This is a genomic window from Oleidesulfovibrio alaskensis DSM 16109 (assembly GCF_000482745.1).
Taxonomy (GTDB): domain Bacteria; phylum Desulfobacterota; class Desulfovibrionia; order Desulfovibrionales; family Desulfovibrionaceae; genus Oleidesulfovibrio; species Oleidesulfovibrio alaskensis.
Genome location: NZ_AXWQ01000007.1, coordinates 280306 through 301255 on the forward strand (window position 1 = coordinate 280306; position 20950 = coordinate 301255).

Here is a 20950-nt window from a genome sequence, read left to right on the forward strand (position 1 = left end):
ACCGGCACCGCTGCGACTCTGTTCCGCCATGCGGAGGTGCCGGTTCTGCTGTGCGGGCATGCATATGAATAGGATGACGCACGGCTCCGGCCCTGCTAGTATCGTCCGTAAAGGAGTAGCCCCTGATGGAGTACTGGAATCTGTTTATATTGCTGCTGGATGCCGTTATCATAGCGCCGTACCGCTGGCTGCCGTGGGCAGAACCGGCCTTCTGGCTGGGTACGGCCTGCCTTTCGCTGTGGTGTATCCTGCTGGGCGAATTTTCCGGTGCTCTTGTGTACTTGTGGAACAGAGAGTTCTATGACGGGCAGCAGCGGGAAATGGTGCGCATGCACAATCTTTCGGTGGAAGCTATCCGCCACAAGGATAAAGCCACCTACAAAGCCACAAACCGCTGGGCCAATGAATATTTCGGCAAGGTTTTTTTCAGCGGGGCGGCTTTGTTTGCCGTCAGCCTGTGGCCGGTGCCGTTTGCCATGCACTGGCTTGACGGCAGGTTCCGCGGTGTCGAGCTGTACCATGTTCCGTACGGCGGCTGGGCTCTGGGATATGCTTTTGTATTTTTCATGACGTACATTCCTCTGCGCATCCTGTTTTCACGTGTGCGCGACAGGTTTCCTTTTTTCCGCAGGGTTGCAGGACTGCGCCGCGAATCGGCGGAATCTGCCGGCAAGGTTGTCTCGTGGGGCGAGCTTGCTTCGCCGCAGGCGGGCCATGCCGGAGGACAGGACACTGCATGCAGTGCAGCGGAAAAGAAAACGGACACCGTATAATGCCGCAGCGTGCCGGTTGCGGCTGCGCTGCGCAGGGGCTGACGGAGCGGATATACTGATTCGGACTGAGGGCAGGTGACGGTTTGGAGAACTCAGACAGAAGAAAGGCCGCGCGGGCCGGCGGAGGCGCTCTGTCCGCAGAAGCAGGGGAAAGCGCTCTGCGCCGTATTTTTTTCAGGCAGCCGGAACTTTTTGCGTTCCTGCTGCTTTTCTGCGTTCTGGCGGGGGGCTGCGGCGAAAATGAAGAAGTGGTGCGGGTGGACCTGTCGCACCGCGAACGTATTGTGGTGGCCAAACCGGCAGAGGCGGTCACCTACGCCTACCTGCCCCAGTATTCGCACACCACGTCCTACACGCGGCATAACCCGCTGGTGGAATATCTTGAGCGGGAATCGGGCCTTACCATGCGTCAGGTGTTTCCCGACACGTTTGAAGAACACACCCGCATGGTTGAGCGCGGCGAGATAGATATCTCTTTTTCCAATCCGTTCACATACGTCCGGCTGGCGCAGAAAGGGGCCACCGCTTTTGCCAGAGTCATCGAACCGTCGGGCAGACCTTTTTTCCGCGGGCAGATAATCGCACGCATCGACAGCGGCATACGGCGGCTTGAAGACTGCGAGGGCAAACGCTGGATAGCGGTGGATCCGCTTTCCGCGGGCGGTTATCTGTTTGCGCTGGGTATGTTCCACGACATGGGGCTGGATACGGATGATTTTGCGGCCGTGGATTTTGCTCCGGGCCCCGGAGGCAAGCAGGAAAAAGCTGTCCTTGCGGTGTACGCGGGCAAGTACGACTTTGCTTCCATACGGGAAGGTACGCTGGATATCGTGCGTGACAAAATAGATCCGGAACGCATACGGGTTGTCGCAACCACACAGGCGTACCCCGGCTGGGTGTATGCCGCGCGCAAGGGGCTGGACCCCGCGGTGGTCGACCGCATACGCAATGCCATGTTCAGGCTGTCCATGGAAGAACCCGAAGGCGGGCGCATACTGGCCAATGCGGGCATACGCGGTATAATTCCCGCTGCCGATGCCGATTACGCCCCCATAAGGGAGCTGATGTCCAAACTTGATCTGTACGGGGAGGTGGACTGGTGAGTCCTCTTACCCGGATGCGTTTCCGCAACAAGCTCAATGTGGGCATCACGCTGATAGTGCTGGCTGTTTCCGTGGTGCTGGCCGTTGTTTCCATTCACATTTCCACATCAGAACTGCTGGCCGAATCGCGGCGCAGGGGGCTTGTGCTGGCCAGCAACCTTGCGTTGCGAGTGACAGACCCCATGCTGTCGGTGGATCTGCTGCGGCTCAAGACCATGGTGGACGAACTGTCCACAGTTGATGAAGACGTAAGTTATGCCTTTGTGCTGGACAAGGCCAACAGGGTGCTGGTGCATTCGTTTGAAGATGGTTTTCCCGTTGAGCTGCGCACCGCGAACCTGCTGCCCCACGGTGCCACCCGCCGTATCAGACTGGTGGATACGGGCACGGAACGCATCTATGATTTTGCCGTGGCGGTACGCATCGGGCAGGAGCGTCTGGGCACCGTGCGCATGGGCCTTTCGCGTACCAAGGCTCAGAAGGTCGTGCAGCGGCTTGTTTCCATCATTTCCACACTGACAGTGGTCTCTCTGCTGCTGGCTGTGCTTGTTTCCACGCATTTTGCCAGAAGAATAACCCACAGGCTGGGCATGCTGCGTGAATATGCAGAACAGATTGTACGCGGCAACATGGATGTGACCGTGGGAGCCCACGACGCGCCGTACTGCTGGCAGCTTACACAATGCGGCTGCGACGACTGCCCCGCGTACGGTGATACGCTGCGGCGGTGCTGGCATGTGGCCAACACGCGCTGCATGGAAAACGGTCTGGCACATGACATGGCCGCGTCGTGTGCCGACTGCCCCGTTCACGGCAGGCTGGCCGGTGACGAGTTGCAGGACCTTGCAGAAACATTTGACGTCATGGCGCTGTCGCTGCGTCAGCATATGGCGGAACTGTGCGCGGCCGAGCAGGATCTTTCGCGTCAGCAGAAGCTGCTGCGTACCATCATTGAATCAACTCCCGACCTTGTTTCACTGGTCGGACGCGACGGAACATATCTGGCGGTCAACAGAGCCTTCGGTCACTGGGTGGGGCATCCGGCGGAAGACCTGCCCGGCAGAAAAGACAGAGATATCTTTCCGCCGGAACTGGCCATCCAGCGGGAACAGGAGCATGTGCGCATCCTTGCCACCGGTGTGACCGTAAGCCGCGAGGCAAGGCTGAAGGCGGCAGTGGACGGCAAGGAAGGCTGGTTCCATGTGGTCAAGGTGCCGGTGACCGATGAAAACGGCAGAGTGACCGGTATTTTGTCAACAGCCCGTGATATTTCGGAAATCCGCAGTTATCAGGACCAGCTGATCCATTCGCAGAAAATGGAATCGGTGGGCAGTCTGGCCGGCGGGGTGGCACATGAAATAAACACGCCTCTGGGTATTATTCTGGGATACGCCCAGCTGTTGCAGGAAGATGTTCCCGAAGGTTCGCAGACGCACGAGGATCTGAAAATCATCGAACGGCAGGCCAAGTTCTGCCGCAAGGTCGTTGCCGACCTGCTGGGATTTTCACGGCATTCGCAGAGTGAAAAAAAGGAGATGTGTTTCAACAACTCCATCATGGAAGTGGTGCAGCTGGTGCGGCACGCGTTTTCACTTGAGAATGTGCGTATAGTCACCATGCTTGATGACCGTCTGCCTATTATCTACGGCGATCCGGGCAAATTGAAACAGGTATGGATGAATCTGCTTTCCAATGCGGTGCAGGCCAATGAAGGCGGCGGGCTGGTTGTGGTGCGTACCCGTCTTGATATCGACAACCTGACGGTAAGCGCCCTTTTTGCGGATACCGGTACCGGCATAAGCAAAGACAACATGGCATCGGTGTTTGACCCGTTTTTCAGTACCAAACCTGTGGGCAAAGGAACAGGGCTGGGCCTGTCTGTTTCGTTCGGCATCATACGTGATCATGAGGGGGAAATAACAGTGCACAGCCCCCTGCCGCCGGATGTCATTCCGGACGAAGTGCGGGGTGACGAACCGGCCGGTCCCGGTGCGCTGTTTTCGGTTACGCTGCCGCTGGAACCGCCTGACTGGCCCCTGCCGGACGATTCCGCATCTGACGACACTGCTCCGGACGATTCGGAACGGCATACAGGCCGTAGTGACGGAGCAGGGGCTGCGCAGCGTGGCTGACAACTGCACCGGCAATTGTCCGGTCATGCCGCTGACGGCGGCTTATGTCTGTCTGGATGATATCCGTGAAACCGTGTAGGATTGCACATATTCTGTTAACGGCACCTGCGCCGGAGCGGGGCTGCCGCCACCGGCACCGCAGCGGCATGTGCGGGCCGCAGCCGAAGAATTCTGGGAGCGCGACATGGCGAATATACTGGTTCTGGACGATGTGATTGATGCCGGAGTGCTGATTAAACGGATTCTGGAGCGTAAAGGGCACAGCGTGACGGCGTTTACCGAAGAGGAAGAAGCGCTGGCCCACGCCCGCGGCAACGAAGTTGATCTGGCCATTCTGGATATAAAGCTGCGCCGCATGACAGGCGTCGAGGTGCTGGAGGAGCTGAAGAAGATACGGCCCGCGCTTAAAGCCATCATGCTTACGGGGTATCCCACGCTGGAAACGGCCCGTGAATCCATGAAGCTGGGTGCCAATGAATACTGCGTGAAGCCCATCGACAAAGACGAGCTGGAAAGCAAGGTCAGCGATGTGCTGCGCGGCTGACGCTTAAGAACGGCACAGGCCGTCTTTGCCCATGGGAGCAGATATGCCGCTTAAGGAACTCTTTCGGCACTGGACATATCAGGCGTTTGCGCCGGGCACTCTGCTGCGCAATAAGTATAATGCGTTCAAGGAACTGCTGCGGCTGGACGATGCCTGTCTGGAGCTGATAGCCGATCTGGAGGAAATTCATTACGGGCGCGAAAAAGCCGACTGGGCGCGCGTGGTATGGCTGACGGAAGAACTGGGCAGCACGGTGCGCGAGCTTATCGGTCAGTTGCAGGTTATGAGCCCGGTGCGTTACATGGACCTGCTGGAATATTTTACAAAAATTGAATTTTATGCGCGCATGGCAGTCAGCGTGCCCGAACCGGAAATCATTCCTCCTTTTGTCATTCCGCTGGAAGAAGCCGGACTGCACGGCGGGCGCTCAGGAGGCAAGGCGCGCAATCTCGGGCGCATACTGCGTGAAACCTCGCTTCCTGTTCCTTCCGGCGTGGTGGTTTCCACTTCAGCTTTTCATTATTTTATAGAATCCAATGACCTGCGCGGCCGTCTGGACAACCTGCTGTGCAGGCTGCGTCTGGACAGACCCGACGACATGGCGGAGCTTTCGGGTGAACTGCGCGGGCTTATCATTAATGCGGCCGTGCCGGAACGTCTGGCAGATGAAATAGAGATCGCCGCCATGGAACTGGCACGGGGCGGCCGCTTGCTGGCTGTGCGCAGCAGTGCCGTGGCCGAAGACGGTGAAGCCTCGTTTGCGGGGCAGTACGGGTCTGAGCTTAATGTGCGTCCTGCCGGTGTGCTTGATGCATGGAAGAGTGTGGTTGCGGGAAAATACACCCCCCGCGCGTTGGCTTACCGCATCATGCACGGGCTGGCGGATGCCGAAACCCCCATGGCTGCCATCATCATGCCGATGGTTGACGCCGAGGCAAGCGGGGTGGTTTACACGCGTGACCCTTCTCCGCCCGCGTGTGCCGCGTGTGCCGACGGGGTACTGTCTGTTTTTGCCGTGCCCGGCGCCGGAGAATCTCTGGTCAGCGGCACCGCCGTGGCGCAGTCTGTATACTACCGGCGCGGTTCTCTGCGTCGTGCGGTGCCCCTGCGCGAAGACGCTGTGGTTCCCGCCCCCACGCTGCGCCGTCTGGCAACCATGGCCATGGAGCTTGAAACCCTGTTCGGTGTTCCGCAGGATGTGGAATGGGCGGTGGACGGACGCAACAGGCTGCACATTCTGCAGAGCCGCCCCGTGCTGACAGCAGCCGTGGCGGAAGAAGCGGCCGATGAGCGTCAGCTGGCGGGAATGCAGGTGGTGCTTGATGCGGCTGACTGCGCCTCGCCGGGATTCGGCAGCGGTGTGGTGTGTCAGGTGGAACACTGCGCCGAAGTGGATGACCTGCCGGAAGGCTCGGTGCTGGTCACCCGCAATCTGGGACCGGCGCTCACCCGCGTCATTGACAGGCTGAGCGCCGTGGTGGCCCGTCAGGGCAGCAGAGCCAGTCATTTCGCCTCGGTGGCGCGTGAATTCGGCCTGCCGGTCATCGTGGGGGTGGAGCAGGCGTTTTCGGCGCTTGCCGATGGCATGGAGGTAACCGTGGACGCCGCACGGGGCAGGGTATACTCGGGTTGCCCGGGCGGGGTATGCGGGCTGGAACGCGAAGAACGCCTTGCCGGTGTGCGGCCGCGGGTGCACGCCGGCGGCGGGGTGACCAGACGCATGGGCAAGGCCATGCAGCATATTTCGCGCCTCACATTGCTGGATGCGCAGTCCGAAACCTTTGCTCCGCGTTATTGCCGCTCGCTGCATGATTTTGTCCGCTTTGCGCACGAAAAAGGCGTGGCCGAAATGTTTTCGCTGGTGGGGCGTTCCGGCAGGGGGCTTGCCGGTGCCAAGCAGCTCAGGTCGCCGCTGCCCATTGCATTGTATGTGCTCAATCTGGAAGACGGTCTGTTTCCCACCGCTGCGGGCAAAAAGGAAATAACACCCGATGATGTGCGGTCGGTCCCCATGTGGGCGCTGTGGTTCGGGCTGTCTTCCGACAAGGTGCAGTGGCATCAGGGGCTGCCCGCCATGGACTGGGAATCCTTTGACCGGGTGAGCGCAGGCGTCGGTGTGCGGGCGGATTCTCAGGATCTGGCAAGCTATGCCGTTGTTTCGCATACCTATATGCATTTCATGGCCCGCTTCGGCTATCATCTTTCCGTGGTTGATACGCTGTGCGAACAGAGCGGCAAGAATAATTATATCAATTTCAGGTTCAAGGGCGGCGGTGGCACGCCGGAACAGCGTTCCCTGAGACTGGGATTCATCCGTTCCGTGCTGGAGAAGCAGGGCTTTTTCATACAGATACGGGGCGATCTGCTGGATGCCCGGCATCCGCACGACGACGATACCGCCATTCAGAAGCAGCTGGCCATGCTGGGCTTGCTGCTGGCCAGAACGCGTCTGATGGATATGACGCTGTTTGAGGGGGTGGATGTGGATGGTCTGGCTGCGGACTTTATGACGCTGCTGGAGGACGAATGAGCTCCGGCACCAGCGGGGACGGCGTTGCGGTCCGCGGCGGATGCCTGGCGCTGATCAGACGCGGGGTTCAGGCGCTGCGCTGCATGCTGGGTGACTTTATGAAACCGCAACGCCCCGCAGGTGCGCCGGAACCTCATCCTGACCTGCATGTATACTGGGTGACATCACGGCTGGGGGTGGGGGCGGCGCCCATGTCCCGCAGGCAGTTGCAGGCTCTGCGCGATATGGGGGTAAGCAGCATTCTGAACCTGTGTTCCGAACTGCCCGGTCTGGCAGACCTTGAGCGCGAAAACGGTTTCGACACATGGTATCTGCCTGTGGTTGATGAAGAAGCCCCCGCACTGGATGCACTGGAAGAAGCGCTGGAGTGGGTGGATGAATGCCTGTATCTGGGAAAACGGGTATACATTCACTGCCGTCACGGCATAGGGCGGACCGGCACGGTGCTTAATGCCTACCTGCTTCGGCGGGGGCTGGGGCACCGGCTGGCGGCGCGCACGCTGCGCGGGTTACGTGCCAGACCGAGCAATTTTGACCAGTGGCGGCTGGTGCGCCGTTACGGCACGGTCAATGCCCCGCTCACGGTGCGTGCTCCTTCGCTGGAATGTCAGGGCGGGGTGGACCTTGCGCCGTACGTTGACGACTATCTGCTGCTCGAGGCCGAGGTAGAACGTCTGGCGCTTAAACGGCACGAAGGGCTGCCGCGCTGCGGCAGAGACCATGCCCGCTGCTGCAGTTCTCCTGTGGCTCTGACGCTTATCGAAGCGCTGACGCTGGGAACACGCATCAACACCGCGCTGTCCAGCGATATGCGCAGGCAGGTCATGGAGCGCGCCCTGACGGCTTCGCAGCAGGAAAGCAGCATCCGTGCGGATGTGGGTTCCGCCGCTTTTCCCGGTGCGCAGGACCCGTGCCTCACCGCCGAGCTGCTGTGTCCGCTTTCGGTTGAAGGGCACTGCCTGCTGTATAATTACAGACCGCTGAAGTGCCGGCTTTTTGATGTTCCGGCTGACGATGCCTTCCGGCTGTGGGCAGAAGAACTTTCCGGCCCGCTGGGCAGGCTTTCCGAACACGTTTTCGTGGCGCTGGCGGGTGCCTTTCCTGCCAGCGAACTGCCGCGTTTTCCCCTTCCTGATGTTCTTTCCGGACGATATGTGCAGACGGTGTTTCATTGTCTGATGCGCAATGCCGCAGCCGACTGCACCCTGCCCGACGAGCCGGAAACAGACTGCCCTGTGCTTTCTCCTCCGGTGTAAGCAGTTACAGGGCCACTGCCGTCTGCTTTATGGGGACTTGCATTTTTTTCTCCGGTGCTTACTCATTGGCTATGCCCCGTACGATGCACGGTGCGGGCGGCATTATCCGTAACCTGCGGTGTTTTCATCCGGTTCCGGTAAAATAATGTACAGTGCGCGACCTTGTGATATCGTCCGGAATAGTGTGACGAGCATTCGACTTCAGGAGGATAGAACTATGGCGAATATGGATTACCCCGGCCCCTGCCAGAGCTGTTCCGGTATTGACGGATGTGCAACTGATGAACAGCGTCAGGCTGCCGTGGAACATTATTGCAAAGGCCTTGAAATGGAGCTGAACGCATGGAAGTCCAGACTGTACGATGTGCTCGCCAATGACCAGCACAAGAGCAGTCAGGAGTTCATGGACACGCTTGACCATATCAAATCAACCGTGCGTGAGATGGAAATGCTGGTTGAAAAAATGCGTGACGAATGCCCCCTGAGTCTGGCCCAGCCTGAAGAACAGATGGCGGGTATGCTCAACCAGCTGCGCACGCATTACAGCAAGGCACTCTCGGTTATCAGCCCCGGTTATTTCGGCGGCTGATGGCGGTTTATCCCCTCGTAAAGTACAACGCAAAACGCCGTCGTCCCTGCGGACGACGGCGTTTTTTTTGCTGCGGGCCTGTGACGGTGCGCATGCGCGATTGTCAGGTCACATGCCCAGATAGGCTTTTTTCACATTGTCGTCGGCCAGCAGGCTGGTGCCCGTGCCGCTCATGGTTATGCGTCCTGTTTCCATCACATAGGCCCGGTCGGCGATTTTCAGCGCCTGATTGGCGTTCTGTTCCACCAGAAAGACTGTCACACCGTCCTGATTGACCTTTTCGATTATCTGGAAAATTTGCGTGATGATGATGGGGGCCAGCCCCAGCGAAGGTTCGTCGAGCAGCAGCAGACGCGGACGCGCCATCAGTGCGCGCGATATGGCCAGCATCTGCTGTTCGCCGCCCGAAAGGGTGCCGCCCAGCTGTCTGCGGCGTTCGGCAAGAATGGGAAACAGCGAAAACACATAGTCCAGATCGCGTTTTATTCCGTCTTTATCGTCACGCAGAAAGGCGCCGAGATCAAGGTTTTCCATGACCGTCATGTCGGAGAATATAAGACGGCCTTCCGGCACCTGATTGATGCCCAGCCGGACTATCCGGTCCGCCTTCATGGTGTGCATCGGTTTGCCTTCAAACAGAATCTCGCCGCGGGTCACCGGCACGCCGCCGCATATGGACATGAGCGTGGTCGATTTTCCCGCTCCGTTGGCACCGATGAGCGAGACTATCTCGCCTTCGTTGATGGTCAGCGAGACATCGCGCAGGGCCTGTATGTTGCCGTAGTGGGTGTCTATGTTGCGCAGCTCAAGCATGGCTTTCTTCTCCGAGGTAGGCCTTGATGACTCTGGGGTCTTTGCGGACTTCTTCCGGAGTGCCCTGCGAAATGAGACAGCCGTACTCCATGACATAGATGCGTTCAGAAAGATTCATCACCAGACTCATATCGTGTTCGATGAGCAGCACTGCCACGTTGAATTCTTTGCGGATGCGCAGAATCAGGCGCACAAGATCGGCGGTTTCCTGCGGGTTCATGCCTGCGGCCGGTTCGTCCAGCAGCAGCAGCCCCGGTTCCGTGGCCAGTGCACGGGCTATTTCCAGCCTGCGCTGTGCGCCGTAGGGCAGGTTGCTGGCCTGTTCGTCATACAGTTTGTGCAGGCCGATGTATTTCAGCAGTTCATAGCTTCTGCGCACGGTTTCTTTTTCTTCCTGCCGGACCGAAGGCGGCCGCAGCAGCGCACCCAGGATTCCGGCATGTGTCCGGCAGTGACGCGCTATCATCACGTTTTCCAGCACGGTCATGTTTTTGAACAGGCGTATGTTCTGGAAGGTGCGCGCCATGCCCATCTGGGTGACCAGATTGGGCTTCATGCCGTTTACCAGCGTGCGGCGCCCGTCGGCGCGCGTGTAATGCACGGTGCCCTCGGACGGAGTGTATATGCTGGTGATGCAGTTGAAGAAGGTGGTCTTGCCGGCTCCGTTGGGGCCGATAAGCGCTACTATTTCGCCGGCGTCTATCTGCATGTCCACTTCGTTCAGGGCGCGCAGTCCGCCGAAATTTTTTGAAAGGGAATCTACCTCAAGAACCGGCATCAGGCCTCTCCTTCTTTACCGGCGTGCAGCTCGGGATCATCAATTTCGTACTTGCGTTTTTTGGGCGTGATCAGCCCCTGCGGACGGAAGACCATCATCAGTACCATGGCCGATGCGAACATGAGCATGCGGTATTCTGCAAATTCGCGCAGGTATTCGGGCAGCAGGATGAGAAAAGCCGCGCCCAGTATGACGCCGAAGTTCGATCCCATGCCGCCCAGCACCACAATGGAAAGAATGATGGCCGATTCCATGAAGGTGAAGCTGGCAGGGTTGATGAAGGTGGTTTTGGCGGCAAAGATGACGCCGGCAAAACCGGCCCATGCCGTGCCCACGCCAAAGGCGGTCAGCTTTACGTTCACTCTGTCTATGCCCATGGCCTGACAGGCAATTTCATCTTCACGCAGCGCCTGCAGGGCCCGGCCTATGCGCGAATCCTTTATGCGCTGCACTGCGGCCACGGTAAGCACAGCCATCACAAGAACAATGTAGTAGATGTAGATGCCGGTTTCGGCCACGCCCAGTTCCGCTCCGAAAAGCGAGGGCCGGGGAATGTTGGATATGCCGCTGGGCCCTTGCGTGAAGTCGCTCCAGTTTTCCAGCACCAGCCGTACTATTTCGCCGAAACCCAGCGTGACGATGGCCAGATAGTCGCCGCGCAGGCGCAGCACGGGAAAAGCCAGCGCAACGCCGGCTGCCGCGGCCAGAATGCCGCCCACAGGCAGCACCGTCCAGAATCCCAGGCCGAAATAGGTATTGAGCAGCGCGTACGAGTATGCGCCGATGGCGTAAAACGCGGCATAGCCCAGAAAGAGCATGCCCGCCACGCCCACCACAATGTTCAGCCCCAGCCCCAGAATGACATAGAGCAGGAACGAGATCATGATGTTGGTCTGGTAGGTGGAGACAAGCCAGGGCAGTACAATGCCCAGCCCCAGCACGGCACAGTAGAATGCGGCAGAAAAACGTCTGTCCTGTCCCAGTCTGTGCACCATGCCGGTGGCAGGTGACGCCGCGGGGCTGCCGGTAGCACGTTTTGAATTGCGGCGGGCCATGGCCCAGCGCCACACAAAGGAAAGCACGAAACTGCCCGCGCCGATATAGACCATGTTGAGCCAGCGCCATGTCACGGTGTCGTTGATGGTGTCCACGCGGATGACCACCAGCGGAAATGTCATGAACATGAACCAGAAGCAGATGAGTAACGATTGCTTGATTTTATCCATTCTATGCGATCCTGAAAAAGCGCGGCGGGCGTGTGCGCGCCGCCTTCTGGTTACACCTTTTCGACCGGAGCTTTGCCCATGATGCCGGAAGGCCTGAAGATGAGAAACAGAACCAGCAGCAGAAAGGCGAAGACGTCTTCATAGTCGCTGGAGATGTAGCCGGTGGCGTAGCTTTCGCTCAGCCCCAGAAAAAGTCCCCCTGCCATGGCGCCGGGTATGGAGCCGATGCCCCCCAGCACCGCCGCCGTAAAGGCCTTGATACCGGCCAGAAAACCTACGTTGAAGCTGACCTGCCCCACGTGCGAGGCAATGAGCACTCCGCCCAGCGCCGCCAGCGAAGACCCGATGATGAACGTGATGGAAATGATGCGGTCGGCGTCTATGCCGAGCAGCATGGCCATCTTCCGGTTCTGCGCGGTGGCGCGCATGGCTTTGCCCATGCGGGTGTATTTGATGAACAGGGTCAGCCCCGCCATGGAAAAAGCGCTGGTAGCCACTATGAGCAGGTCGGAAGAGGCAAAGATGTGCGCGATGGGTTCCATAAAGGCGAAATCCGGTACCAGTGCCGGAAAAGGCAGAAAGTCTGAGGTCTGAGCCAGTATGACATAGTTCTGCAGAAACAGTGACATACCGATGGCGGAGATGAGCGGTGCCAGCCGCATGGAGCCGCGCAGGGGCTTGTAGGCTATTTTTTCCAGCGTGTACCCGTAGGCAGCGGAATAAATGATGGCAACCACCACTGCCACAGCCAGAATGGCCAGCAGCGGAAAGCCGTAGATGCCCAGAACGCCCGCGGTGATAAGACCGGTAAAGGCGCCTATCATATAAATTTCACCGTGGGCGAAGTTGATAAGCTCGATGATGCCGTACACCATGGTGTACCCGATGGCGATAAGCGCATAGATGCTGCCGCGCGTCAGCCCGCCCAGAAACAGTTCCCAGAAATAAGTCCAGTCCATGAATGCCTTCCGTTCTACGCTATCCCGCGCTCTTCATCGGGAATCAGCCGTGTGGGGATGTTATGGTGTGCAAAATGCGGGGGACAGGCAGATATCCGCCTGCCCCCCGCCTCAGTCTGCGTGTCAGTTCAGTTCCACGTACTGTCCGTTCTGAACCTGATACATGGAGAAGCCGACGCCTTCGGCATCGCCTATGCTGTCGAACTTGATGGTGCCCACCGGGGTTTCCACAAAGTTGTTGCGCAGCGCGTCCATGATGAGGGCAGAGTCGGTGCTGCCTGCTTTTTCCACGGCGTTCAGCAGGGCGATGGCGGCGGAGTAAGCTTCCTTGTAAAAGGCGCCCGGCTCGGTGCCGAATTCCTGCTTATGTCTGGCAATGGCTTCCTGATACATGGCCAGCTTGCTCACGTCTTTGGAGCTGGTAGCGTAAACGCCCTCGGCGTTTTCACCGGCAACCTTGATAAACGTGTCGTCCTTTACTCCGTCGTCAGAGATGAACGGCAGGTCCATGCGCTTTTTGCGCATCTGGGAAACCAGCTTGGATGCTTCGGGATGGTAACCGCCGAACATCACGCCTTCGGCACCGGAACGGCGCAGTTTCTGCACCACTGCGGAATAGTCCATGGCGCCGGGAGTGATGCCTTCAAACATGACCACTTCGGCTTTGCCGCTTTTTTCGATGAACAGCTTGGCAAATTCGGCATAGCCTTTGCCGTAGTCACCTTTGTCGTGCAGCACGGCGATTTTTTTCAGGCCCAGCTTTTCCGTGGCAAAATCAACGCCCAGTTTCGCCTGCTGGTCGTCGGAAGCAATGGTGCGGAAAAATGTCGGGTACTCGCCGCTCTGGGTGAGGGGCGGGTTGGTGGCGGAAGGCGACATGACAACGATGTTGGCTTCCTTGTAGATGGGCAGCGCAGCCTTGGTGGCGCCGGAGCAGATGTGTCCCAGCACAACGGTCACTTTGTCGGAAATAAGCTTGGTGGCGGCGTTGGTGGCCAGTTCGGGTTTGCACTGGTCGTCCTGCGGCAGCACTTCTATCTGCATGCCCAGTATGCCGCCTTTTTCGTTGTACTGCTGCGCAACCAGCTTGGCTGCGTTGACGGTGGGCAGCCCGTAAGAAGCCAGATCGCCGCTGTGTGCCCCCGGCACCCCCAGCTTGATGGTGTCGGCAAAAGCGGGACCGGCCAGCAGGGTCAGTGCCACACCGGCAACAACAGATTTCAGCCATCCTTTACCCATGATTCTTCCTCCGTTTCAATCCAGGAAACAAATTTGTGAATACTATTCAGAAGTGCCGCTGAAGCGAATATGAAGCGCAGCATCCTTTCCGATGACGGTCGGATGCAACCGCCCTTCATGGTCTAAGTGCCATGAGACAAGGAAAACTGTCAAATCTGTAACGGTACAGATGGTGATTATTATATTTTTGCATAATAAAAACAAAATGTTATATGGATTGTCAAAAATGATATAAAAACAAAAAGTGTCTGAAATTCAACAAGTTGACAGCGGGCGTCAGGGAGTTGTGTGTCATGGAAAAATGAAAAAAAGAATATTCCATCTGTTTGTCAGCACTGAATTTTATTCAGTGATGTTGGTTGATTGGTCAAATTGCAGGAGGCTGCGCAATGTCCGCAGGAGTGGCCTGTGACGCGGCAATCTGACCACCGGATCAGCTGCAGCAGCAGTGCCGGACATTGGTTGTGTGGTCATGCTTATTTGCAAAATAGGTAAGATGTGTTTTCAAAACTGTATAAAACGGTGGCGCACTGCCGTGCCGATTTGTGCGCAATGTGAGGTCGGTTGCGGAGGAGGTTTTTCGCTTGAGGGGCTTTGCGGGCGCAGGAGCGCAGACAGGCAGCTGTCTGCCTGCGGCATGACTGCCTGAATAACATTCGGAAAACTGTGCGGTGCCGGTGTCAGCCCGGCAGGCACAGGCACGCTGTGGCGGGGCTTTGCGCGGGGCTGGATGGATATGGCGGGCCAGCTGAACTGCCGGCGGCGGTTGAAACGCCGCGGTCGCAGCCTGAAGGGGTTGAAACGCTGCGGTCGCAGCCTGAAGCGGTTGAAAAGCTGCGGTCACTGTCGGCGGCGGGCAGGGAATAAAAAAAGCGCTCCTGCATGGAAGCAGAAGCGCTTTTTTTATTCATGGCGTCCCCAAGGGGATTTGAACCCCTGTCGCCTGCGTGAAAGGCAGGTGTCCTAGGCCAGGCTAGACGATGGGGACACAATGAAAATTTTTGGCTGGGCTGCAAGGACTCGAACCTTGATTAACGGAGCCAGAATCCGTCGTCCTGCCAATTGAACGACAGCCCAACAGCGAGGTGCCTTTGTATAGAGACAGGGGTCTGTTGTCAACGGACAAATTTTATTTTTTTTATTTTTTTATGAAGCAGTCCGGTATGTTTATAAAAACAAGCATGTTATCACTTCATATATTTTGTGGCGGCGATGCTTTTCTGCATGGCTGTTCCAAGCCTGCGCATGGCTTCTTTCAGGGTGTTCTCGTCGTGTCTGCAAAAATTTATGCGGATATGGCGGGCGCCTTCCTGAGGCTGAGGAAAAAAAGCCGTGCCGCTGGCAACAGCCACCCCGTGGTGGGGGGCCGTTTCGGCAAGGGCGTCGGCATGCACGTCTTCCGGCAGCCGCAGCCACGCAAACAGCCCGCCGGACGGCGGGGTGATATGCACGCATCGGGGCAGCCATTTTTGCGCACAGTCCAGCATTATGTCGCGCCGCATGCGGTAGGTGCGGCACAGTCTGTTCAGGTGGTTGCGGTAGCTGCCCACATCAACGAATCGTTCCAGCACCCGCTGCACAAGTCCGGGCGAAGAAAGATCAAGCATGCGTTTATAGCGTTCAAGTTGTGTCAGCACCGGCCCTTCGGCAACAATGTAGCCCACCCGCAGGCCGGGTACGAGCATTTTTGAAAACGTGCCGATGTACAGGCAGTTGCCTGCGGCACTCAGACTTTTGATGGCCGGTTGCGAATGCCCTTCATAGCGGATATCGCCGGCGTAGTCGTCTTCCACCACCGCAATGCCATGCGCTTCTGCCATGGAGGCAAGAATACGCCGGCGGTGTCCGTCCATGCAGATGCCCGTAGGGTTGTGAAACGTGGGCATGGTCAGAACCAGCCCTTCGCCGTGTGTGCGCATGGCCTGTTCCAGCAGGTCGGTGCGCATGCCGCCGCTGTCCATGGGTATGGCGGCTATGCGCATGCCCATGGTGCGGAAAAGCCTGAGTGACTCGGGATAGGTGGGGGTTTCGGTGTAGACGGTCTGCCCTTTGCGCAGCAGCACCTGCGCGATGATGAAAATGGCCTGCTGCGAGCCGGATGTGACCACGATGTTGTCAGGCGTCACACCTATGCCCTGATCGACAAGAATGCGGGCGATGGTCCGGCGCAGCGGACGGTAGCCTGCGGCTTCCTCGTATTCCAGCGCGGCGGTGCCGTCGCGGCGCATGACCTCGCGCAGGGTCCGGCTGAAAGCTTCGAAGGGGAAAAGCAGGGGGTCGCTGTTGCCGTCTGCCAGCGAGATCACCCCCGCAGGAGTTGCTCCGCTGTGCAGCGGGGCGGGGTGTCCGGGCCATATGGCCTCGAAGCGTTCGGCGGCTGCGTGCTGCCATGCGGGCCATCTGCCGGGTGTATCGGCCTGCGGGCCGTCGTGGCCGGGAAAAGGCGGCAGCACAAAAGTGCCGCTGCCCCTGCGCGATGTCACCAGCCCGTCAGCTTCCAGTTCGGCATAGGCGGTTTCCACGGTAATGCGGTTGATACCCTGACTGCGGGCCATATGGCGGATGGACGGCAGTTTTGTGCCCGGTTCCAGTTCACCCAGTTCGATGCGCTGACGCAGGTAGGCCGCAAGCTGTTTATACAGCGGCAGCGGGGTGTTGTGGTTCAGCGGAATACTCATGAAAGCCTCCGGAAAGACGGCTGTGTCCGGCGGTGCGGAACAGAGGATGACGTCGTTAAAGTGACCCTGTAAATATTCATAAAAAGTGTCCCTTATCAAGGGGTCAATGCAGGCGTAGAGGCATGCTTCATTTTTTGTTGATCGAGGATGCATGCCATGCAGAACACCATGTCTTTTTCGTTGCGCAGCCCCCTGAACGGACTGCGGTTTTCCGGCGCTTCGGCCGGTTATCTTTCGGCTCTTGTGGCCGCTGTGGTCATGTCGTTGACCGGCATCATCATTAAACACATAAGCGATGAATACGCTCTGCCGCCGGCGCAGCTTGCCTTCTGGCGCAATGCGCTGGTTTTTCTGACGCTGCTGCCCGTGCTGACGCTGCTGCGCGTGCCCGTGCGGGTGCACGGCAAGGCCGACAACAGGCTTCTGGTTGCCTACGGTTTCATGCTGGCTTCCATGAACCTTGACTGGACCATCGCCGTCATTGAAACGGGTGCTTCCGTGGCCACGGTGCTTTCTTACTGCTCCGCGGCATATTCCGGCATACTCGGCTGGCTGCTGCTGGGCGAAAGAATGAGCCGCTCGCTGGCGCTGGCGGTTGTCATCTGCCTTTCGGGCTGCGCACTGGTGTGCGGCGTGCTCACACCGGAAGTCTGGAGCGGTATGAGCACTCTGGGGCTTGTCACGGGATTCGCCTCGGGGCTTCTGTATGCCGGTTACGGAATGATGGGGCGTCTTGCAGCCTGCCGGGGGCTTAACCCTTGGGTGACGCTGCTGCATATCTTCGGGTACGCCAGCCTGTTTCAGGTGCTGTTCAACGTCATTGCCGCGCTGTTTGTTCCTTCATGGGGGCTGGGCGTCATGAGCATACAAGGCATGAATATGGAACCGGGGTGCTGGGTGGCCATGCTGGCTCTTGCTGTGGGTCCCACGCTGCTGGGTATGGGTATGTACAACGTGTCGCTGGGCATGCTCTCCGTAGGAGTGGCCAACACCATCCTGCTGCTTGAACCGGCGCTGGCCGCCACTTTTGCCTATTTTACCATCGGCGAGATGCTTACACCCATGCAGTGGGCCGGCATAGCCATGATAACCGGCGGTGTGGCCGTTCTGCCCCGTTCATCTTCGCCTGCCCGGCTGACAGAAGAACACGCGGCGGCCGTGGCAGACGCCGTGGGTGCCGTGGGTGCGGCTGTTCAGGCTGTGCCCGGAGTGGTGGGCAACGCCGTGCAGTCGTTGCCGGAAGTGCTGCCCGATGCCATAACCGGTGCCGTGACAGCCGCTGTGAACGCCGTGCCGGGGGCAGTGGACGCAGTGGTGCAGGCAGTTGCCGCACCGCAGGGGCAGACAGCAGCTGCCGGTATGACCGCAGCGACACAGGCTGCGGCCTGCACCGGCACAGACAGGCCGGTTTCTCCGGCCATGGGCGGTGCCGCCGTGCACAGTGCGTAAGCGTGCCGCCGGATGTTTTCTGTCGCCGGATGTCTTTCGCCGCATGTCTTCCGCCGCATGTGTGAACGCGGCCGTTAGTGTTTTTGCTGATTGAATGCCCTGCGTCTCCGGGGCGCGTTACCCGCAACCTACACCGCACATCGCTTCTGCTCCGGCAGGGCCGTGTGCGGTGTTTTTTTGCGTGCTGCCGGGCATAAAAAAGCGCCGCACCCGAAAGGTGCGGCGCTTTGTCAGGCGGAGACGGTACCGGCGGATCAGTCCTGCTTGTTGGCTATTTTGGCCCAGCTGTCCTTCAGCGTCACGGTACGGTTGAACACGGGAGCGTCCGCTGTGGAATCGGGGTCGACGCAGAAATAGCCGATGCGTTCAAACTGCACCCGGCTGCCGTGTTCCATGTTTTTCAGTGCCGGTTCAAGGTAGCCCGTCACCACGGAAAGTGAATCGGGATTCAGATAATCCACAAATGTTTTGCCTTCTTCGGCGGCATTGGGATTTTCCACGGTGAACAGCTTGTCGTACAGGCGCACCTGAGCCGGTACGGCGTGGGCGGCGGAAACCCAGTGCAGGGTCCCTTTGACCTTGCGTCCGTCGTCGGACCAGCCGCCGCGGGTGGCGGGGTCGTACGTGCAGCGCAGTTCGGTTATGTTGCCGTGTTCGTCCTTCACCACATCGTTGCAGGTGATGTAATAGGCATAGCGCAGCCGCACTTCCTTGCCGATGGCAAGGCGGAAGAATTTTTTGTTGGGTGCCTGTTCGCGGAAGTCATCCCTTTCGATGTACAGTTCACGCGAGAACGGAACCATGCGGGTACCCTGTGATTCGTCTTCGGGATTCAGGGGCATTTCAAATTCTTCCACCTGTCCTTCCGGATAGTTTTCGATAACCACCTTTACAGGATCCAGCACCGCCATCAGGCGGGGGGCTATGCGGTTCAGGTGTTCGCGTGCGCAGAATTCCAGCAGACCGTAGTCCACCATGCTGTCGGCTTTGGCCACGCCGATGCGTGCGCAGAATTCACGCAGCGCTTCGGGAGTTATGCCGCGGCGGCGTACACCGCTCAGCGTGGGCATGCGCGGGTCGTCCCAGCCGCTTACATGACCTTCTTCCACCAGCTGGATAAGTTTGCGTTTGGAAAGCACGGTGTGGGTCAGATTCAGCCGGGCAAATTCTATCTGCTGCGGATGATAGAGTTCCAGCGTATTCAGCATCCAGTCATACAGCTCGCGGTTGTTTTCAAACTCCAGCGTGCAGATGGAATGGGTGATGCCTTCGATGGAATCGGAAATGCAGTGCGTGAAGTCGTACATGGGATAGATGCACCACGCGTCGCCCGTGCGGTGATGGTGCGCACGGCGTATACGGTAGATCGTGGGATCGCGCATGACCATGTTGGGCGATGCCATGTCTATTTTGGCACGCAGTACGCGGCTGCCGTCTTCAAATTCGCCGTTGCGCATACGCATGAACAGGTCGAGGTTTTCCTCGGCGCTGCGGTCGCGGTAGGGGCTGTTTTTGCCGGGCTCTTTCAGGGTGCCGCGGTATTCGCGTATCTGTTCGGGAGTCAGGTCATCCACATATGCCTTGCCCGCCTTGATAAGCTGTACGGCAAGTTCGAACAGACGTTCGAAATAGTCCGAGGCATGAAACATGCGCTCTTCCCAGTCAAAGCCCAGCCAGCGCACGTCTGTTTTGATGGACTCGACGTATTCGGGGGTTTCCTTGAGCGGGTTGGTGTCATCCAGTCGCAGATTGCACTTGCCGCCGTATTCCTGAGCAAGGCCGAAATTCAGGCAGATGGATTTTGCATGGCCCAGATGCAGGTACCCGTTGGGTTCGGGAGGAAAGCGTGTGTGGACGCGGCCCTGATATTTGCCGGTCTTCATGTCTTCGTTGACAATGGCGCGGATGAAATCGACGCCGGCTTCCTTTTTTTTGTCCGTATCGGCTGGGTTGATGCTCATGGATGGTATTCCTCGTGTATATATGCGCAGGTCCGGGCAACACGGTGCCGCGCGTCTTTGGCAATGAAAAGCAAAATGATGCGTCTGGAGATACGGCAAACCGGCGGCAGGGTCAATTATGCCGCTTTGCGGCACGCGGCAGAGGCAGTGCTTCCGGCGCGGGCGGGGGTGTTACAGATACCAGCGCCAGCTTCTTCCGGCGGCATGCAGCCCGCGCAGCGTGGTTATGCCGCCGCCTTTCAGTTTACGCACAAGATACAGAAAAAGATAGGCGGTCTGCAGGGCGTCTTCCAGCGCGTCGTGTGCGCGGAACTGCGGCAGACCGTATCGGGCGGAAAGATCGGCAAGGGTATATGACACCGTGGGCTGAAAAGGATCGAAAGACCGCTCCCAGCGTTCACGCTCCCATGCCTGCGCCAGCCGCATGGTATCCACGCAGGGGTTGGCCGGGGCGCCGCCCAGATGCCGTCTGCACGCCCGTGTCAGAAAGCCCATGTCCAGCCCCACGTGGTGGCCGGTAATCAGCGCCTGTCCGCACCAGTCCACAAAGCCGGGCAGCAGACCGGCCAGTGCCGGGCTGTGCCGCAGCTGCGCCGGTGTGATGCGGTGGATGAGCGTGGCCGGACGGGCCATGGAGCGCTGCGGCCTGACATAGGTGTGAAACACGTCGCCGGTGATGATGGACAGACCGCGGATGCGCACGGCACCAATGGCGACAATTTCGTCATGCGCGGGGTCAAGCCCTGTCATTTCCATGTCTGTCACCGCAAATTCGCAGTCTTCAAGCGGTATATCCTGATTGAAGTCGGCAAATGCGCTTTTGTTGCGCTGCAGGGCAGGATGCAGCGGCGGTCTGTGGCGCAGGTTGCGCAATAACGAGCGTATTCCCATAATAACTTCTCCGGATAGCTGTACACGCC

General features: G+C 58.6%; 16 protein-coding genes and 2 tRNA genes. 8 read left to right on the plus strand and 10 right to left on the minus strand.

Annotation, left to right across the window (positions count from 1 at the left end; translation table 11 throughout):
• Positions 1-125 precede the first annotated feature (125 nt).
• The 7 genes from H586_RS0107935 to H586_RS0107970 all read left to right on the plus strand — a co-directional run bounded on the left by H586_RS0107935 (position 126) and on the right by H586_RS0107970 (position 8927).
• Positions 126-773: a hypothetical protein gene (locus H586_RS0107935; protein ID WP_011366709.1), complete on the plus strand. Its 648-nt coding sequence runs from the start codon at positions 126-128 to the stop codon at positions 771-773.
• Positions 774-973: 200 nt separating this feature from the next.
• Positions 974-1876: a phosphate/phosphite/phosphonate ABC transporter substrate-binding protein gene (locus tag H586_RS0107940; RefSeq protein ID WP_234702947.1), complete on the plus strand. Its 903-nt coding sequence runs from the start codon at positions 974-976 to the stop codon at positions 1874-1876.
• The gene (locus tag H586_RS18645) at positions 1873-4008 is read left to right on the plus strand and encodes a two-component system sensor histidine kinase NtrB (RefSeq protein ID WP_011366711.1); all 2136 of its coding nucleotides are present in this window, start codon (positions 1873-1875) and stop codon (positions 4006-4008) included. Before H586_RS0107940 ends, H586_RS18645 begins: the two co-directional genes overlap by 4 nt.
• A 184-nt stretch (positions 4009-4192) precedes the next feature.
• The gene (locus H586_RS0107955; protein ID WP_011366712.1) at positions 4193-4552 is read left to right on the plus strand and encodes a response regulator; all 360 of its coding nucleotides are present in this window, start codon (positions 4193-4195) and stop codon (positions 4550-4552) included.
• 43 nt (positions 4553-4595) lie between these two features.
• Positions 4596-7082, plus strand: a complete 2487-nt coding sequence (locus H586_RS0107960) for a PEP/pyruvate-binding domain-containing protein (RefSeq protein WP_011366713.1) — start codon at positions 4596-4598, stop codon at positions 7080-7082.
• Complete coding sequence (locus H586_RS18650) at positions 7079-8338, plus strand: protein-tyrosine phosphatase family protein (RefSeq protein ID WP_027181778.1); 1260 nt, start codon at positions 7079-7081, stop codon at positions 8336-8338. The genes H586_RS0107960 and H586_RS18650 overlap by 4 nt, the downstream gene beginning before the upstream one ends.
• Before the next feature lie 217 nt (positions 8339-8555).
• Positions 8556-8927, plus strand: coding sequence for a hypothetical protein (locus H586_RS0107970; protein ID WP_011366715.1), 372 nt, complete (start codon positions 8556-8558; stop codon positions 8925-8927).
• 108 nt (positions 8928-9035) lie between these two features.
• Here H586_RS0107970 and H586_RS0107975 read toward each other — a convergent pair whose 3' ends face one another.
• The 8 genes from H586_RS0107975 to pdxR all read right to left on the minus strand — a co-directional run bounded on the left by H586_RS0107975 (position 9036) and on the right by pdxR (position 16620).
• Entirely contained in the window at positions 9036-9740 is a 705-nt protein-coding gene (locus tag H586_RS0107975) for an ABC transporter ATP-binding protein (protein WP_027181779.1), read from the minus strand.
• Positions 9733-10521, minus strand: a complete 789-nt coding sequence (locus H586_RS0107980) for an ABC transporter ATP-binding protein (protein ID WP_027181780.1) — start codon at positions 10519-10521, stop codon at positions 9733-9735. Before H586_RS0107980 ends, H586_RS0107975 begins: the two co-directional genes overlap by 8 nt.
• The gene (locus H586_RS0107985; protein ID WP_027181781.1) at positions 10518-11744 is read right to left on the minus strand and encodes an ABC transporter permease subunit; all 1227 of its coding nucleotides are present in this window, start codon (positions 11742-11744) and stop codon (positions 10518-10520) included. The genes H586_RS0107980 and H586_RS0107985 overlap by 4 nt, the downstream gene beginning before the upstream one ends.
• Before the next feature lie 50 nt (positions 11745-11794).
• Positions 11795-12703 (minus strand): branched-chain amino acid ABC transporter permease, encoded by a 909-nt coding sequence (locus H586_RS0107990; protein WP_011366719.1) that lies wholly within the window; start codon positions 12701-12703, stop codon positions 11795-11797.
• Between the two features lie 123 nt (positions 12704-12826).
• Positions 12827-13942, minus strand: coding sequence for a branched-chain amino acid ABC transporter substrate-binding protein (locus tag H586_RS0107995; protein ID WP_011366720.1), 1116 nt, complete (start codon positions 13940-13942; stop codon positions 12827-12829).
• A gap of 910 nt (positions 13943-14852) precedes the next feature.
• Positions 14853-14930 (minus strand) — tRNA-Glu (locus tag H586_RS0108005).
• A 14-nt stretch (positions 14931-14944) separates the two neighbouring features.
• Positions 14945-15019, minus strand: a tRNA-Gln gene (locus H586_RS0108010).
• Positions 15020-15129: 110 nt separating this feature from the next.
• The gene (gene pdxR / locus H586_RS0108015; RefSeq protein ID WP_027181783.1) at positions 15130-16620 is read right to left on the minus strand and encodes a MocR-like pyridoxine biosynthesis transcription factor PdxR; all 1491 of its coding nucleotides are present in this window, start codon (positions 16618-16620) and stop codon (positions 15130-15132) included.
• A 156-nt stretch (positions 16621-16776) separates the two neighbouring features.
• Here pdxR and H586_RS18660 point away from each other — a divergent pair, with 156 nt between their 5' ends.
• Positions 16777-18069: a DMT family transporter gene (locus H586_RS18660; protein WP_234702943.1), complete on the plus strand. Its 1293-nt coding sequence runs from the start codon at positions 16777-16779 to the stop codon at positions 18067-18069.
• Positions 18070-18323: 254 nt separating this feature from the next.
• Here the strand turns inward: H586_RS18660 and H586_RS0108025 are convergent, their stop codons facing one another.
• The gene (locus tag H586_RS0108025; protein WP_027181784.1) at positions 18324-20030 is read right to left on the minus strand and encodes a glutamine--tRNA ligase/YqeY domain fusion protein; all 1707 of its coding nucleotides are present in this window, start codon (positions 20028-20030) and stop codon (positions 18324-18326) included.
• Positions 20031-20201: 171 nt separating this feature from the next.
• On the minus strand, positions 20202-20921 hold the full coding sequence (locus H586_RS0108030) for a 3'-5' exonuclease (RefSeq protein WP_051363935.1): 720 nt from the start codon (positions 20919-20921) through the stop codon (positions 20202-20204).
• Between the last annotated feature and the right edge of the window lie 29 nt (positions 20922-20950).